This window comes from Paraburkholderia sp. RAU6.4a (assembly GCF_050435625.1).
GTDB classification, from domain to species: domain Bacteria; phylum Pseudomonadota; class Gammaproteobacteria; order Burkholderiales; family Burkholderiaceae; genus Paraburkholderia; species Paraburkholderia tuberum.
In genome coordinates this window covers 832,772-848,493 of the sequence record NZ_JBNDKQ010000003.1, presented here as the reverse complement: position 1 = coordinate 848,493, position 15,722 = coordinate 832,772, and the positions used below count along the sequence as shown (strand labels likewise).

The 15,722-nt window shown below is 61.3% G+C and carries 14 protein-coding genes and 1 pseudogene; 9 read left to right on the top strand and 6 right to left on the bottom strand.

Annotated features, from left to right (window positions below):
- The first annotated feature begins 636 nt into the window (after positions 1-636).
- The gene (locus OKW40_RS28425) at positions 637-1,182 is read left to right on the top strand and encodes an SRPBCC family protein (RefSeq protein ID WP_184063177.1); all 546 of its coding nucleotides are present in this window, start codon (positions 637-639) and stop codon (positions 1,180-1,182) included.
- A gap of 381 nt (positions 1,183-1,563) precedes the next feature.
- Here OKW40_RS28425 and OKW40_RS28420 read toward each other — a convergent pair whose 3' ends face one another.
- From OKW40_RS28420 to OKW40_RS28400, 5 genes and pseudogenes are all read right to left on the bottom strand, one after another.
- Positions 1,564-2,505, bottom strand: coding sequence for a GNAT family N-acetyltransferase (locus OKW40_RS28420; protein ID WP_429492885.1), 942 nt, complete (start codon positions 2,503-2,505; stop codon positions 1,564-1,566).
- Between the two features lie 470 nt (positions 2,506-2,975).
- On the bottom strand, positions 2,976-4,145 hold the full coding sequence (locus OKW40_RS28415; protein ID WP_429492883.1) for an IS91 family transposase: 1,170 nt from the start codon (positions 4,143-4,145) through the stop codon (positions 2,976-2,978).
- A gap of 21 nt (positions 4,146-4,166) precedes the next feature.
- Positions 4,167-4,811: pseudogene (locus OKW40_RS28410) on the bottom strand (tyrosine-type recombinase/integrase); the annotation flags it as partial.
- A 76-nt stretch (positions 4,812-4,887) separates the two neighbouring features.
- Positions 4,888-5,880: an alpha/beta hydrolase gene (locus OKW40_RS28405; RefSeq protein WP_184063183.1), complete on the bottom strand. Its 993-nt coding sequence runs from the start codon at positions 5,878-5,880 to the stop codon at positions 4,888-4,890.
- Positions 5,881-5,942: 62 nt separating this feature from the next.
- Positions 5,943-7,004, bottom strand: a complete 1,062-nt coding sequence (locus tag OKW40_RS28400) for an alpha/beta fold hydrolase (protein ID WP_429492881.1) — start codon at positions 7,002-7,004, stop codon at positions 5,943-5,945.
- 185 nt (positions 7,005-7,189) lie between these two features.
- Here OKW40_RS28400 and OKW40_RS28395 point away from each other — a divergent pair, with 185 nt between their 5' ends.
- From OKW40_RS28395 to OKW40_RS28365, 7 genes are all read left to right on the top strand, one after another.
- Entirely contained in the window at positions 7,190-7,735 is a 546-nt protein-coding gene (locus OKW40_RS28395) for an NAD(P)H-binding protein (protein ID WP_429492879.1), read from the top strand.
- The gene (locus tag OKW40_RS28390) at positions 7,732-8,070 is read left to right on the top strand and encodes a hypothetical protein (RefSeq protein WP_429492878.1); all 339 of its coding nucleotides are present in this window, start codon (positions 7,732-7,734) and stop codon (positions 8,068-8,070) included. Before OKW40_RS28395 ends, OKW40_RS28390 begins: the two co-directional genes overlap by 4 nt.
- Positions 8,071-8,114: 44 nt before the next feature.
- Complete coding sequence (locus OKW40_RS28385) at positions 8,115-8,843, top strand: GNAT family N-acetyltransferase (RefSeq protein WP_429492877.1); 729 nt, start codon at positions 8,115-8,117, stop codon at positions 8,841-8,843.
- A 77-nt stretch (positions 8,844-8,920) separates the two neighbouring features.
- Positions 8,921-9,475 carry a TetR/AcrR family transcriptional regulator gene (locus tag OKW40_RS28380; RefSeq protein ID WP_429353034.1) on the top strand — a complete coding sequence of 185 codons (555 nt, stop codon included), beginning with the start codon at positions 8,921-8,923 and terminating at the stop codon, positions 9,473-9,475.
- A 366-nt stretch (positions 9,476-9,841) separates the two neighbouring features.
- Complete coding sequence (locus OKW40_RS28375; RefSeq protein ID WP_429492874.1) at positions 9,842-10,264, top strand: hypothetical protein; 423 nt, start codon at positions 9,842-9,844, stop codon at positions 10,262-10,264.
- Between the two features lie 592 nt (positions 10,265-10,856).
- Positions 10,857-13,247: a beta strand repeat-containing protein gene (locus OKW40_RS28370; RefSeq protein WP_429492873.1), complete on the top strand. Its 2,391-nt coding sequence runs from the start codon at positions 10,857-10,859 to the stop codon at positions 13,245-13,247.
- Positions 13,248-13,467: 220 nt separating this feature from the next.
- Positions 13,468-13,857: a VOC family protein gene (locus OKW40_RS28365; RefSeq protein WP_184063553.1), complete on the top strand. Its 390-nt coding sequence runs from the start codon at positions 13,468-13,470 to the stop codon at positions 13,855-13,857.
- A gap of 517 nt (positions 13,858-14,374) precedes the next feature.
- Here OKW40_RS28365 and OKW40_RS28360 read toward each other — a convergent pair.
- On the bottom strand, positions 14,375-14,665 hold the full coding sequence (locus tag OKW40_RS28360) for a hypothetical protein (protein WP_184063196.1): 291 nt from the start codon (positions 14,663-14,665) through the stop codon (positions 14,375-14,377).
- 469 nt (positions 14,666-15,134) lie between these two features.
- On the opposite strand from OKW40_RS28360, the gene OKW40_RS28355 reads away from it, so the two are divergent.
- Positions 15,135-15,536, top strand: a complete 402-nt coding sequence (locus tag OKW40_RS28355; protein WP_429492871.1) for a nuclear transport factor 2 family protein — start codon at positions 15,135-15,137, stop codon at positions 15,534-15,536.
- The last annotated feature ends 186 nt before the right edge of the window (positions 15,537-15,722 follow it).

Here is a 15,722-nt window from a genome sequence, read left to right as displayed (position 1 = left end):
GTAGGCCATTGCAGTACGCGAGAACGGACATCGTGTCCCTGACGCGACGTACAAGTGCGTATTCGACGGCAAGTCGAGCGCAGATTCCACGCTTGCCCGAGCGCGGATTCCACGACTGCCCGAGCATGAATTTCACGTGAAGTCGAGCGCTGGAATGTGAGGTAACCACGCGGGTAACCCATGGCACCCTCGACGTTTTTGCGTCGGGAGTGCGAATGCCGAACAACAGGTTATCCATGCGTCAGATCAAGGAAGTCTTACGGCTCTATTAGGTCTATTAGGGGGGCCCCGGTAGGCGCGATTTCCTGTCATAAGCGCCGGGGTTATGTACCATTAGCGACTCCCCCGCAAAAGTGTCATAGCGTGACATATAAAATCCGCTGTGCAAGTAGGGCCGACAGGGTCACGGAACGAAATCCGGCCCCCGCAATTCGCCCCCCTACGGAGCGGTCCGAATTCAAAGCAGATATCCGCGTCGCTACTGAGCACCATGGGGACTGACCGCTTAGGCCGACAATGTGCTGGCCAATCTGACCGAGCGAATGGCCGTTGCACCTGGCGGATGCCGCCGATCGCCGTCCTTTCCACTCCGCCGTAAAATAGCTTCGCCTGTGACAGCGGAGAGTACAAGGCGCTATGAAAATCCGTACGCGGTTCGTCACCGCAATATTGGCGGTGCTCGTCGCCATCGCGGTGCTCTTTATCCCGTTGCCGCAGCGAATTGCGCTCGACACGCGCATCATTTCGGTTGCGTCGATACAACGCCCTCCCACGGTCGTGTTCGACTATGTCACGACGCCGGCTCACTGGCCAATCTGGCATCCGTCATCGCTCGCGGTCAGCGGTTCGGTGGAACATTCGCTCGATGTGGGCGAGCAGGTAACGGAGGAATTCAGGGTGGCGGGCAGGCGTGGCCGCGTTGTGTGGACAGTCGCGGCACGTGTGCGTCCGAGCAAGTGGGTGATAGCAGGAAAGATTGACGGCAGATCGGCCGGCACCGTCACTTATTCGCTGACATCGACTGTGAGCGGAACCCGTTTCGAACGTGAATTCACCTATCGCGCGCCGTCGTTGTGGTTCGCGATATTGAACTGGTCCGTGCTGCGCGCGCGGATTCAATCTGAATCGGATACGGCAGTCTTGCGACTTAAGAGCCTTGTGGAAGCGTCACCGCAGCATTAGCAACGTCGCTCGGCTGGCGTTGTGACTTGGCGTTTTCACGACGAGACTGAATCCTTGGGTACAAGTCTGCTAGCGGCCATTCGTGAGGGCAATCGAAGCGCAAGAGGGTGCCATATACGGTCGTTCGCCATTGCCACGATTTGGACATTTGAGTGTCCGTTCACACAGGTTGAATCCGCTATTCATTGGAAAGTCCGCTTCGGATCGCGGGCCTAGACCGCTCGCGCGGCAGGGGCTCCGATAGACGGTGGCGCAATGGAGAGGAAACCGACTCTGTCTTCATGTCGACGGGCGGGGAAATCCGCCTCGTCTTCCATCGTGAGAAGCATCGACGGCCACATGTCGCCGAGATCGGTGGGGGCAGGCGATGAGCAGAACTTCCTAGCGCCAATCGTCGAGGACGAAGTCGTTAGGGCGACTGTAGGCAGGCTCGTTAGGCCGATGCATGGTCACCACCTGCATTTGGTTGCGGAAACCGCGTGCCATCATCTGGCGATAGGCTTGCTCGCGCCCGGTATTGACCCCAACCAGGACCCTCGCCATCCCCAATGCGGTGGCGAGCGCGCCGGCGGCGTCGAGCAGCGCGCCGAACCGATCGGAGGCACCCGGACCGGGGCGCACCGCGCCGAATTTGATGAAGAGACAATCGGCACCGGCCTCGCTCGCCGGTCCCCAATGGCAAACCGCGAAGCCGCCCAGCTGGCCCGAACGCTCCCATAACAGCAGGGCGTCGCCGAGGCCGCGCGCGGCGACGGTGCGGATCTCAGCGGAGAGATCGAGGCCGTCGAGGATCTCGTCGCTGAGCGCGCGGCTCGCTTCTTCCGCCGCCCGCCGCTCGCCGGCCGCGAGCGCCGTATAGCGCGCGTCCTGCGGCAGCGGGCCGGACGCCGCCGCCGGCGCCGCCATGATCGCGGTGAGAAAGCGCGGATAGAAGCCGAACTTCTGATAGAGCCAAATGTGCTTCGTGCTTTGGGCGAACGTGCACAGGCCGGCATGGCGCGTGCCCCAGTTCGCGAATTGTTCCGAGACCGCTGCGACCAGCGGCTGGGCGATGCCCTTGTCCCACAGATCAGGGCGAACCGAGAGTGGGCCGAAAAAGCCGACACTGCCCCAGTTGGTGGCGAAGTTGACGCCGGCGAGCGTGCCGTCGTGGTCGGCAGCGAAGGCGGCGGTATGCTCGCATCCGAAGCGGCCATAGACGTAGTCGAAATCGGTCCAGAAATTATCGGGATCGGCGACGCCGAAGAAGGTACCGAAGGCGCGCCGCACGATGCGCTGCCCCTCCGGCAGGTCGCGCTCTTCAAGTGGACGAACGTTGAGCATGTTGGCAATCCCCCGTCCTCGGCCATGACCTGCAACGATCGTAGCATACGGTCGGGTCCTCGCGAATAGGCGGGGCGGAGGTCTGTTGAGGTTTACGGGCGGCCCCGTCAGGCCGAGGTCGTTAAGGTTTATTCGATGCCTGCCATCGGCCGCAGGAATGTGCATGCCTCCGCGCATGTCGGCAGGCGTCGAATAAGCCCGATGGAGGAAACCGCGGAGTGCTCCGATGCGCTCGGAGCTTCACGGCTATGGCGATTGATAGACCGGGATGCTGAGTGGCGTCGGATGCGGCACGGTCAGGCGAGGTGCCAAGCGGGCGCTGACGCCGTGGCGGAGCGGTGCAGTCGTGCATGCGCGAGGATGACGCGCGCGGGCGAAGCGCTTCGCGAAGCGACACGCGCAAACGTCCGCCCCTGGGCCGCGTTGCCGCAGAGCGAACGTTCGACAGGCAGGTCGAGGAACCGTGGAGTTCATGTCTGATCCCGGCGCATTGGCGGTGCACGGATCTGGGCGCTGCGCGCGAGGATGTCGATGACGATCATCGGTGCGCCGCAGTGCCGGCAGATGAAGACGGGGCGGGTTGCGACGATGGCCTCGTCCGGTGACGGGCTGATCTCGGGTGCGACGTGCAGCAGATTGCGCACCCTCGCGAGACTGGTACGGCGCACCGGGTTGGCGAGCAGTCCGTAATGACCGATCCGATGGAAGCCGCCGGGTAGCACATGGAGCAGGAAGCGGCGTATGAATTCGCCGGTTTCGAGGGTCAGGGTCTTGTAGCGGGTGCGTCCCTTCGCACGGTAGTCCTTCCAGCGGAACGTCACGCCACGCTCATCGAAGGTGACCAGGCGCTGGTTGGAGATGGCGACGCGGTGCGTGTAGCGTGAGAGGTACTCGAGCACCGCCTTCGGTCCGGCGAACGGGCGCTTGGCGTAGACCACCCATTCGCAGGTACGTAGCGGCGCAAGCCACCGGGCAAAGGTGGCGGGGTCAGCGAGCCCGGTGTACTCGCCGAAGAACTGCAGGTCGCCACGGTGGTGAACCGACTGGAGTACCTCGAGGAAGCGGCGCCGGAACAGGCGTGACAGGACGCGCACGGGCAGGAAGAAGCCGGGCCGGCAGGCGATCCAGCGCTCACCGTCAGGCGACAGCCCGCCACCGGGCACGATGCCGTGCACATGCGGGTGATGCGTGAGCGCCGAGCCCCAGGTGTGCAGTACGAGCGTGGCGCCGACCCGGGCGCCGAGGTTCCTGGGATCCGCGGCGATGGTACGCAGCGTGTCGGCGGCGATGTCGAGCAGCAGGCCGTAGATGATCCGTTTGTTGTACCAGGCGATCGCACTGACGGGCGCGGGGAGCGTGAAGACGACGTGGAAGTATTCGACGGGTAGCAGATCGGCCTGGCGTGCTTCCAGCCAGCGGTGGGCGGCGCTGGCCTGGCACTTCGGGCAATGCCGGTTCCGGCACGAGTTGAAGGACACCTCTGTCCTTGCGCAGCCTGAACAGCGCAGCACATGTCCACCCAGTGCCGCCGTGCGGCACCGTTCGATGGCCGACATGACCTTCAGCTGCCCCAGGCTCAGGTGTGTCGTGGTTTGCCACGCTGGTCCATGGCTGCGGAAGATGTCCGCAACCTCCAGCATGAGGCGTTACAGCGCGCGGGCCTACCCGGCAGGCAGGCGGTCCAGCGGACTGGTGACCTCGTGCAGCAGGTCGGTGGCCACCTGGACGCAGAGCGCGGTGTTCTCAAGCTTCGCATGGCCGGGCAGCACCTGGATCACGCGGATGTCCACCTTCTGTTCAAGCAGGTGTGTCGCAAAGCTATGCCGCAGCGTGTGCATGGACACGCGCTTGTCGATGTTCGCAGCCTCGGCGGCGGCATGAATGGCACGGTTCAACTGTCGCGTGCTTAACGGATCGAGCGGATCGAGCCCGGGAAACAGCCACCCGCCATCGAGCATCCTGCCCTGCGCACGGGCCACGCGCCACCACACACGCAGACGCTCGAGCAGCACCGGCGAGAGCATGGCGTAGCGGTCACGGCGCCCCTTGCCCTGCTCGATGCGCAGTGTCATGCGTTCGCTGTCGACGTCGGTGACCTTCAGCGCTACCACTTCGCTGGCGCGTAGCCCCGCGCCGTACGCGACCGACAGCGTGGTCTGGTGCTTCAGGTTGCCGGCCGCCTCGATCAGTCGCCGCACTTCATCGGGACTGAGCACGACGGGCAATATGCGGGGCACGCGCACCGGTTGCATCCTGACCATCAGCTCGGGCCGGTCGAGCGTGACTGTGAAGAAGAACTTCAGGCCCCGTTACGCCGCCATTTTCTTCGCTCGATTAAACGGAGCCAGGAGCAGAGACTACACCGGACAGTGTCCGAAACGATCATGCGAGATCAAGGGTACGCACGAACTTCAGCAGTTGATCGCTGACATCGGCGGCGGCCTCATGCTGAACCCAATGCCCCACGTTATCGAGTTCGAGTCCTCCTACAAGGCCCGGTAAGCCGGCGCGAAGGTCGTCGAGGCTAAGCGGATATAGCTCTTTCAGACCGTCCGCCTTGCCCCAGATAAAAAACGACGGCTGAACGATCTTCGCGCCCTTCCACGGAGCGGACAAGGCGAAATACGGCTCCGCCGCGCGGTAGTAATTCAACCCTCCGTGGAAACCGGTACGCTGAAATTCCGCGATGTTATGCGCTACATAGTCTGTTGGGGCCCACGAAGGCAACGGTCCAGGGGCAGTACGATGAAGGCTTCGAGCCGGATCCAGTGGACTCCACTGCTGGCCAGCTGGCGCGGTACCCGATGCCCAATACAGAATGCCGGGAATGGTCACCGCTGCGTTGGCCCAGATTTCGTCGGCGTCGGCCCGAATTTGCTCGAACATATAGAACTTGTCTTGAAGCCCCGCCTTTCGCATTCTGTCGAAAACACTAGCGTCTCCGCGCGGCACGAAAGGGACACTGAGGCAGAACACCGCCGGAAATCTGTCCGGGCGCATCAGCGCCGCGTTCCATGCATGGGTCGCCCCCCAGTCATGTCCGACGAGGACGGCGCGGGGAATCGCTAGCGCATCGAGCAGGCCAATCAGGTCGCCTGCCGTGTGCAACGGTGTGTAGAGGTTTGCGTCGACTGGAGCCGAGCTTCGCCCATAACCGCGCATATCCGGGGCAATCGCACGAAAACCCGCCGCCGCAATGGCCTTCATCTGCCGCCGCCACGTATAGGCGGTGTCCGGGAAACCGTGGCAGAACAGCACTGCTGGCCCCTCACCTTGCTCCGTTACATGCAAGGTAATGCCGTTGGTCGCAATGTCGTATTGTTTGATGCCATCGCTCAAATCTGAAATCACTTCATCGCTGTTCGATGCGCTCATTTCATTCAACTCCTTTAGTCGACCTGCAGGACCCTATCCGGGTCAGGATGTGACCGTGATGGCTACGACAGCCTTTTCGCCTCGAGCCAGGCGCGGATTACCTGGACGAGTTCAGCCTTGCGTTCGAGCGGAAGCCAGTGGCCTGCGCCCAGCGTCGCCACAGACAGATCCGTGCAGGCGTTTCGCATGGGCTCGCCGAGAGCGCTGCGGGTGATATCGCAGATGCCATCAAATTCGCCGTTCACGAACAGCACAGGCTGGCTCAGGCGGCCGCTGTCGGGCGCAATTCGAGCGTAGGCGATGTTGGCGTCATCGTTCAGATACCAGGCGTTACCCGGACGAAAACCGGTCACACGGAACACATTAACCAGCGCGTCGAAGTCAGCCGACGGCCAGAGCGCCGCGTCCGGCGCCACCGTCGGCGCGCGACGTGCCGACCCGAACCAGCCTCCATTGCGCGAGACCAGCGCAGAGCGATAGATGTGGTCCACGGATTTCGGGTCTCCAGACCGATAGATCGCCGCCAGTGTCGCCGCTATGTCGGCATTGAAGTCGGTAACGGTCTGATCGAAATGAGTCAGATAGAAGCGGTAGTAGTCCCATTGCCCGTCCGGATACTGGTCGGCGCGATAGAGCGTGCGATCGACCAGGGGCAGCAGACTGCGCAACCCGAAGCTCTCGGGCATATACGGAACGGAGACGAACACAACGGCACGGCTGCGCTTCGCGTAATGCGCAGCCAGCGCCCCGGCCACCGGGCTTCCGAGGTCGTGGCCGACCCATATTGCCGGACTTGCGCCCAGATGGTCATGAAGCTCGACCATATCGTCAACGATCTCTTTGAGTGCATAGGCATCGGGCGCGCCTGGTGTCGATGAGCCGCCGTATCCGCGCATGTCCGGTGCAATGCAGCGCCAGCCCTCCGACGCGAAAGCCTCGATCTGCGCGCGCCACATCAGACCGAGCCCGGGCCAGCCGTGAAGGAGGATCATCAGTGGCCCCTCGGCGGGCCCGGCCTCCCAATAGCGCGTGGAATGGCGGGGTGAGGCGAACGTGTGGGCGATCATGGCAGGAGCATTCTCCGGTGGTCGGTCGTCCAGAAAGGACGCGATTTTCGATTCCATTTGCAGCGTGAGTTCGCAAGCGCAGCGTGACTCACTTGCCGCCCGCCTCGAGAACGGCATTCCGCAAAAGACTAGTACGGAATTCTCATCTATCGCCGTTCAGGATTATGACTATACTCCAGCTCAGATCCGGTGACTGAAACGTTCATCACCCTCCCAATTAACGAATGGAGCGGAGCTTTCAAATGGCTTTTCGTAAATTTTTTATCGCAGGCGCGACTGGTGACACGGGCGGAGCAGCGACAACGGCCCTTTTAGCTGCAGGCGAACAGGTACGAACCCTGGTGCGACGCGAGGACGCTCGCTCAGAGCGGCTGCGCGCACAGGGCGTCGAGGTGCTGGTTGGCGATCTCTCGGATATCGACGATGTCGCACGCGCTCTTCAAGGCATCTCATCGGCCTATTTCGTTTATCCGATCGAGGCTGGTGGGATAGCGGCCAGCGCTTCGTTTGCACAGGCCGCCCGTGAGACCGGAATCGAATCGATTGTGAACATGTCGCAGATTTCGGCTCGCCGTGAAGCGAAAAGCCATGCCGCGCGAGACCACTGGATCTCGGAACAGGTGTTCGACTGGGCCGGCACGTCGGTAACGCATCTGCGCCCCACGTTCTTCGCTCAATGGTTGACCTACCGGGTCAAGTCGCGTCCGTCAAAAAGGACGGGATGCTGCGTCTGCCTTTTGGCGAAGGGCGCCATGCGCCGATTGCAGCCGAGGATCAGGGTCGCGTGATTGCCGCGATCCTTCGCGATCCGGCGTCGCACGCGGGCAAGGTCTATCCGCTCTACGGGCCGGTCGAGATGAATCACCATGAGATTGCGGCGGAGATGAGCAAGGCGTTGGGTAGGACGGTCTCGTACCAACCAGTCGATCTCGATCTGTTCAAACAGCGCCTGAATACGGATGCAAAATTCAGCGACACCTTCACGCAGCATCTCCTGTCGGTTGCCGTCGATTACCAGGAAGGCGTTTTCGCCGGCACCAATTCCTTCATTGAGGATTTGACCGGTACTCCGCCGATGACGGTCCAGGCTTTTATCAGGAAGCACGCGGCACGGTTCGCCTGACCGCGATTCCACAGCAGAGAAGACGAACAAAACAGGAGCTTGTCATGCAGTCCTCCCGCATTGATGCAGCCAGTGAGATCGGGACCGAGGAATACCTCGCCAATCCCGTATGGATCGCTCTGAGCGAAGCGCCTCCGGCCTTCATCGAGCGCCGCGAAGGCGGTGCCCGGTATGGCCCGGAATTTGCGCCGTTCGGGGCCGCGCAAAATTACACCGCGCAAAGCGTCTCTCAAGTTGCAGCAATGCTCCAGCCGGGACAGCGCCTTTCATTCTTCACGGCGGCCAAACCGGACTTGCCGCCCGGCTTCGAAGTGGTGCGCGAGGCTGTTGCAAATCAGATGGTTGCCGCCAACAGGTTCACCGTATCGTCCGATGAGCGGATCATGCGACTCGGTGTCTACGACACACCTGATATGCTCCGACTCGCCGAAATGACGGAGCCTGGACCATTCAACGCCCGGACCAACGAATTGGGTCACTTCTTTGGCGTTAGGGAGAGCGGCCAGCTGGTGGCGATGGCGGGCGAACGAATGACTGCCGGCAAGTACGTCGAAATCAGCGCCGTGTGCACGCACCCCGAGTGGCGCGGCCGAGGGTTGGGTCGACTGTTGATGGAGCACCTGGCGGCAACCATCCAGGAACGCGACAGAATACCGTTCCTTCATGTGTTCACGAATAATGTTTCCGCCGTTCGTCTGTATCGGGAGCTCGGTTTTCGCATTGCCAGGACTTTGCAACTGACGGCAATTGTGAGGTCGTCGGGCGAGAGCTAACCGCTGCTGCGGGAGCACCGGGCGAACGGCATTGCCTCAGGTTGACTCGTAGCACAATGCATCTTTGAGACTGGAAAATGGGGCACTCACAAGCTGGCAAACTGGCCACGCATCAGCGGATTGTGCAGGTCGCCGCACGGCGTTTGCGCGAGCGCGGCATTGAGGGAATCAGTGTCGGCGACATCATGAAAGAAGCCGGCTTAACCGTCGGCGGCTTCTACAAGCATTTCGAGTCACGCGATGCGCTCGTGACGGAGGCTTTCATCATGGCATTGCAGGACATCGAGCATATTCAGGCCGCGCTCAAGACGGCGCCTGAGCGCGCGATAAGCACATATGTGTCGGAAAGCCATCGGAACAACCTCGGCAGAGGTTGTCCAATTTCAGCGCTAGTCAACGACGTACCGCGCGCGCCCGAAGCAACCCGCGAGGCATTCACCGAACGTGTCAGTGAGATCATCGCTTTGCTCGCACAGTCTTTGCCGGATACAGAAGACGCCCATGCTAAAGCGGTGATGATCTTCAGCACCTGCGTTGGTTCAATAGCGCTCGCTCGCGCCGTGAATGACCCGAGTCTGTCGAACAGGATAATCGAAGGAGCGCTGGCGGAGATGCTCAAGATGTACGAATGATGTCGATCAGCGGAAAAGGATAATTCGCTGGCTTCGATCATAAGCCGGTTGATGGAGCAGAGCGGACGCTCGAATGTCTGCGCGGATCAGCGGCCGGAGGGCCGCAGTTGGCCGACTGCTGACTCATAAGCCTGCGTGTCGTCCAGTTGAAGCGTACTTCAGCCGGACGTCAGAGCCCGGCGGGGAACGCGTCAGATTAAGGTATTTCCAACGTAAATTGACACCCTCGCTGCAAAGTCTCAGGACCAAATCTGACAGTTTCGCCGTTGACGTACGTAAACGTCCGAATCTTGACGGTACCCCGATTACGAAACGGTCGCCTTTGCCGATCGGCGCGGCTATGACGGCATCGCCGTGGCGCGGGGGATGGTGGAGCGCGGCCGGCAGATCCTCGGCCAGCTCGAGAAGCGCCTAGAACGCGCGAAGGAGGCCGTGCGCGAGCGGTTCGGCACTGCCGACAACCGCTCGCGCTGCGTCTTCGCCATGAACCTCAACTACGACCCCGACGTCGTGCCCGAGATCGTCGAGGCCGACGCGATCTTGCGCCGCGACCATCAGAAGCTGGCTCCGTTCCGGTGCTATGCCCGCTTATGGCTCGAGCGCGACTACGACGCGGCGGCCGGCAAGGGCGAGGTCATCGTCCAGGGGGACTCAGCCGTAGCGGCGGATCGTTTCCTGCACGCTCGACAGACCTTTGCGCAGGTCATCGGCATTCATGACCGGCACGAGTTCGATCTTGGCGTTCAAACCAAAGAAGAGCCGCTCGGCGGTATCGGCAATCTGCGATGATTCCGCCATGTTCACGATGAAGAAGCCGCCCCGGTCGCCATTCTCGGCGTGGAAATAAGCGGCTTCGGGCTTCAGATCCTCGGTTAGCTGTTGGAAGACTTTTTCTAATTTGCCGGCGCGGATGGCGGAGTTGCCGGCATCAGCGGAAAACGAGAACTTCACCATAACACGCATGACTTATCTCCCTGACGGTTGCCGGGTCGCCCGGCGACGGGCACCCTCGGTGGATCATTCTTAGCCTACGCTCACCCGCCCGCAACTTGGATCGGCGGCAACCCTAGGCGGGGGATTTCGATCGCGGCGCAGCGGTTCATCACCTAAACGGACTTTTCGTACGCTAAGCGCGCTACGCTGGGCGTCTCGAACGTCTCTGCGCGACCCGTTGCCGCCACTCTGTCTCGTGGAGGCTCTACGGCAGATATCCAAGGGACAACTGACAGTGAGCAGAGCACACACGTGCCGACAAGGGGCGCAAAGCGCGTAGATTTAGGCGCATCCCGACAACGTCTCCCGCTATTCTTCATACACGGGTCGCGCAGTTCGCGCCCTTTCCTCGCGCGTGCCGACCGTCTTGCGCTTACACGGGGGACGTATGAGCCCTGCTGCTAGATTGTCGCGTCTACGGCGCGCATCTGGAAGCTGTCGGTCGTCGCGAAACATCTCGCTGGTCATCGCGCTTGCACTGACTGAACTGTTCTCTGGGCAACAGGCCTTCGCGGCAGGACCGCTGCCGCAAGGCGGCCGCTTCGTAGGCGGCTCAGGAAGCATTGCTCAGAACGGCACGAACCTGAACATCACGCAAACGGGCTCACGGGGGATCATCGAATGGGACAGTTTCTCGATCGGACCGCACGGCACGGTTTCGATCAACAACGGCACGGGCGCGACACTCAATCGCGTGACGGGTAACGACTTCTCCGCGATCCTCGGCACGCTGAGCGGCACCGGGAGTATTTACCTTGTCAACCCGCATGGGGTTCTAATCGGGCGAAACGGCGTGGTCTCGACGGGCGGGCGCTTCGTCGCTTCGACGCTCGACATCCCCAACGACACATTTTTGAATCCGCCCGCGATCGGTGGGTCGGTCTACACGGGCAGCTCCACGGCGAATGTGATCAATCTCGGCAGACTCATCTCGTCGGGCGGGGACGTGTTCCTCATATCGGCTAACAAGGTCACGAACGCAGGGACAATCGATGCGCCAACCGGCAATGCCGAACTTGCCGTGGGGCGTCAGGTCCGTCTGCTTGACGGCACGGATCAGCAAGTTTTCGTGGACGTCGGAAGCGGCGGCACGGTGACGAACACGGGCTCGGTGCAGGCGGCTATCATCAATTTGCAGGCGGCCGACGGCAACATTTTCGCGCTCGCGGGTCATTCGGGAGCGCTGCGCGCCACCGGCACTGCGTCACGCGCCGGCCACGTGTGGCTCGTCGCGAACACCGATACCGCCACTTCAGTTATCAACACCGGTAGCGTCGACGCGCGCGGCGCGCAGATCAGCGCACGCAATGCGGACGGCAGCGGCGGCGCGGTCGATATGTCCGGCAAGGAGGTCGAGGTCGGCGGCGCGGACGTTCAGGCGAAAACCTGGAACATCACAACGGGGGACTTCATCACGGACGCCTCCACCGCTCGCACGCTGAGTGCAAGCCTGAGCCACGGTGCCTCGATCAACGTGGACGCGAACGGCGGCGACGGCCTGCTAGGGGCGACCGGCGAGGGAGACATCGCTATCGACGCGAGCATTCGCTGGCACGGCGCCGCGTCGCTGACGCTCGACGCGGCGCACTCGCTGACCATTGCGCCGAACGCGACCATCGCCAATCGCGGCACAGGCTCGCTGATTCTCAATGCCGACTGGCATGGCTTCGACAACGGCGGCAGCGTGACCAACCTGGGCACCATCGACTGGTCGCGAAGCACGGGCATCGTCACGGCGCTCTACGACATGAACGGCAGATACACGCCCGGTACGTTGCGCAGCAATCCTTCCTGGAGTGCCGCGCCGTTTAGTGGCCTGGTGACGCAGATCACCGCCTATCAGCTAATTAACTACCTGGCGGACCTTAATGCGGTGAATAACAATCTCGCGGGCAACTATGCGTTGGGCAACCTGTCAATCGATTTCCTGGATCCGGTGAATTTCGGCGGCATCGGCACCGCTGCCACACCGTTCACGGGTCAGTTCGACGGTATGGGCCATGTCGTCACGGGACTCAACATCTCCGGCGACGCCGATACCGGATTTTTCGGCGTGATCGGCAAGACCGGCGTCGTGCGCAATTTTGGTCTTTCAGAAAGCTCAGCGACCTCTTCCGGAGGACCGGTCGGCTTGCTCGCCGGCACGAACTATGGGCTCATCGTGCGGGTCAGCACCTTCGGTAGCGTCCAATCCACGGGCGACACAAGCAGCGTGGCCGGAGGGATGGTCGGCGAAAATCGCGGCCTCGTCGAACAGTCGTTCGCTGCGGTGCAAGTCAGCGGCGCGGGCATGGTCGGTGGCCTTGCCGGTACGAACGATGGTTGCATCGAACAGTCTGTGGCCGAACATAGGGCGGGTGCCGGTGCGAAAGCCACGATCGGGGGACTCGTCGGCACGAATCATGGCGGCATTAACCAATCGAACGCAATCGAAATCTTGACGGGCGGCGCTGTGGTCGGCGGACTGGTCGGCAGCAATGCGGGCGTTATTCGCGAGTCCTATGCCAAGTCGACACTCGCGCCTGATCCGGGTGCAACGACAGGCGGTATCGCGGGCACGAATAGCGGCCGGATCGCCGCGGACGTGTTCTGGAACAGCGAGTCGTCCGGGGCGACGGCAGGCGTCGGCTCGGGCACACCGGTGGCGAGCTCAAGCGGACTCACGGACGAACAACTGACCGAGCCGGCGAGCTTCGGCCCGACGTGGGACTTCAGCGCGAACGGTGTTTGGGTCGTCGGATTTCCCTACCCGACGCTCCGCTGGTTGAGCGGATCCTGATATCCGGGCACTCGACTACAGTTCTGTGTAAGGCTTAGTGCCAGTTTCGAGCGACTCCGCTTCGTGGACTGGCAACCATATCTCGACTGGGCGTCACCGGCAAAGCGCGCAGCCGGCGCGGTTGGCGCAAGTCGACCCGATACGGCCCTTCAAGCTGCCTGGCAGCGGTCGTTCAATCGCTGGGAAAGCGGACGTCATATATTGGCCGCAGGAGAAGCCGATGAAACGCACATGGACAATCATTGGTGTTGCTGATGTGGCCCGCAGCTTCAAGTGGTATCAGTCGCTGTTCGGACAACCGGAAACGCTGCCAGCGCATGACTACTTCGGGCAAATCGTCGACACGGATGGAACGGTCTTGCTATGCCTTCACCAGTGGGGCGCGCACGAGCATCCTCCGCTGGCTAGTCGCTACCGTGCGGAACCTGGCAACGGACTGCTTTTGTTCTTTCGTATCGATGATTTCGACGATGCGCTGCCGAGAGCCCGCGCGCTTGTCGCCGGACTCGAAGAGGAGCCCAACGTGAACCCCAACACCGGAACCAAAGAGTTTGCGCTCCGCGATCCTGACGGGTACTACGTCATGGTGAGTGCGCTCGACCCGCCCTAACACTTCCATCAGGCGGTCGCGCGGCCAATGGCTACTATCGAGCATTTGCGCCTTCGCTGCGCAGGTCCGCAACCGGCCGTTCAGTGCCTCATGCAAGCGGCGTATGCACGCCAGGGCAGCGCGATGCAGCGATCGACAGCAGCCGGACCCGCTCCGGCCAGTCAATCCCCTCCGAAGCAGCCGTTCAACGTTTCACATGAGTCGCGTGCGCGGCTTGTCCCCGACTCGCCGCTCGATGAAGCGATGAAGAAGAAATCGGATTGCCATACGTGGAACCGGCGAGCGGCGTGGTGCCGCTTGTTCCCGAAGAGCGCTGCCTAGTTCAAGACAAGCCATCCGCAGCCCATTATGAGATCGCGGAATTCTCAATCCGCTCCGTGGGATCTTCCTGCTCAACGTACAAAGGCCGGTCTGGACGAACTCGGTAAACAGTGTGCGTGAGGAGCAGCCGGTGAAGCTGGTTACGTACCTGCCAATCCGGCCGCCGAACTCATACGGTGCCAGTCGCAAGGCGAAGTTACTTCAGGTGAATGAGGACTGATCCCTCCGATATTTCCGGCGCGGCTGCGCCCGTGTTTCCGGCGTTTTTCGCGATCCAGTCCTTCGCCTTTTGCACGCTTTCATCAATGCCTGCCTTGTCCTGGCAAACAGTTACCGAGAATCCGCCATCGCCGCTGCGCGCGAGGGTGTAGCCGACAAAGCCTATGACCGAACGCAGCAGTTCTTCGACGTCAGTCGCTCGGTTCTCCAGCAGATCGAATAATTCCTTTGCACCCTTCCCGGAATATGTCCTTATAACAGTTTGCATGATTGGATCCTCCTGTTTGATGGACCAACGAGACGAGCACGCCGCACAAAATAATGTGGAGGCTCGATCTGCTCTTTCCGACAGCGTGTAGTGCGTGCAACTAATTGAGAAGGCCGCCCCACCTGATATCCGCGACCCTTACCTATCAGTGTAGTAACTGTGCCGTCGCAGTAAACGCAACGCCCGCAAATGGCCGTTTACTGCACCATGCACGCGGCCACACCCCCGAACCGCGCAGGGCAGCGGTCGACAGCCCTCGACCCCTAGTTGCCGTCGGACCCGGCACCAAGTCAACGGCAGATTTTAGGATCCAACGGCCATCCATGAGCCTGGTGCGGCCGGCAGGTTCTCAGCTTTTTGCTGGTTGGCGAGCGCACGGTTTTCGGTGACTCGACTATGATGATCTGGTAATGGCCTCGATTCCGCAGTAATACAGCAAGATCTCGAAACGGCGATTGTGGGAGGCGCAATGAGCGAGCAACAAAATGTTCAATTGGTGCAGCAAGCATACGATGCTTTCAGCAAGGCCGACATCGGGGGCGTCCTGAAAACGCTCGCCGAAAATGTCGACTGGTTCATACCTGGGCCTACGGAGATCATCCCATTCGCTGGTGGAAGGCACGGCCCTCAGGAGGTCGAGGAATTCTTCAGTGCGCTTGCTGCGACTCAGACTGCCGAACGGTTCGAACCTCTCAATTTTATTGCCAGCGAAGACAAGGTCGTCGTGCTTGGGGTGCAGCGCTGGCGCGTAAATTCAACTGGCATTACGTATGAGGATGAGTGGGCTCACGTCTTCACGATCGAAAACGGAAGAATCACGAAATTCAAGGAATACCATGACACTGCGGCTGAAGCGGCGGCCCATCGGTGATAGAAACATTGGTCTACCTTGATTAAAGCCGAGGCAACGTTCAGCGACCGCGAGTTTGGCCCTCATGTCGATTTTCTTCGGTAATTTTCTTCGGTACCACCAGCGGCGGCGTGCATCGATCCGCAACATCGTCCCCTCCCGCACGCGCCTGGATGCCTCGTGTGGGTCACCGCAACGCTTCGCTTG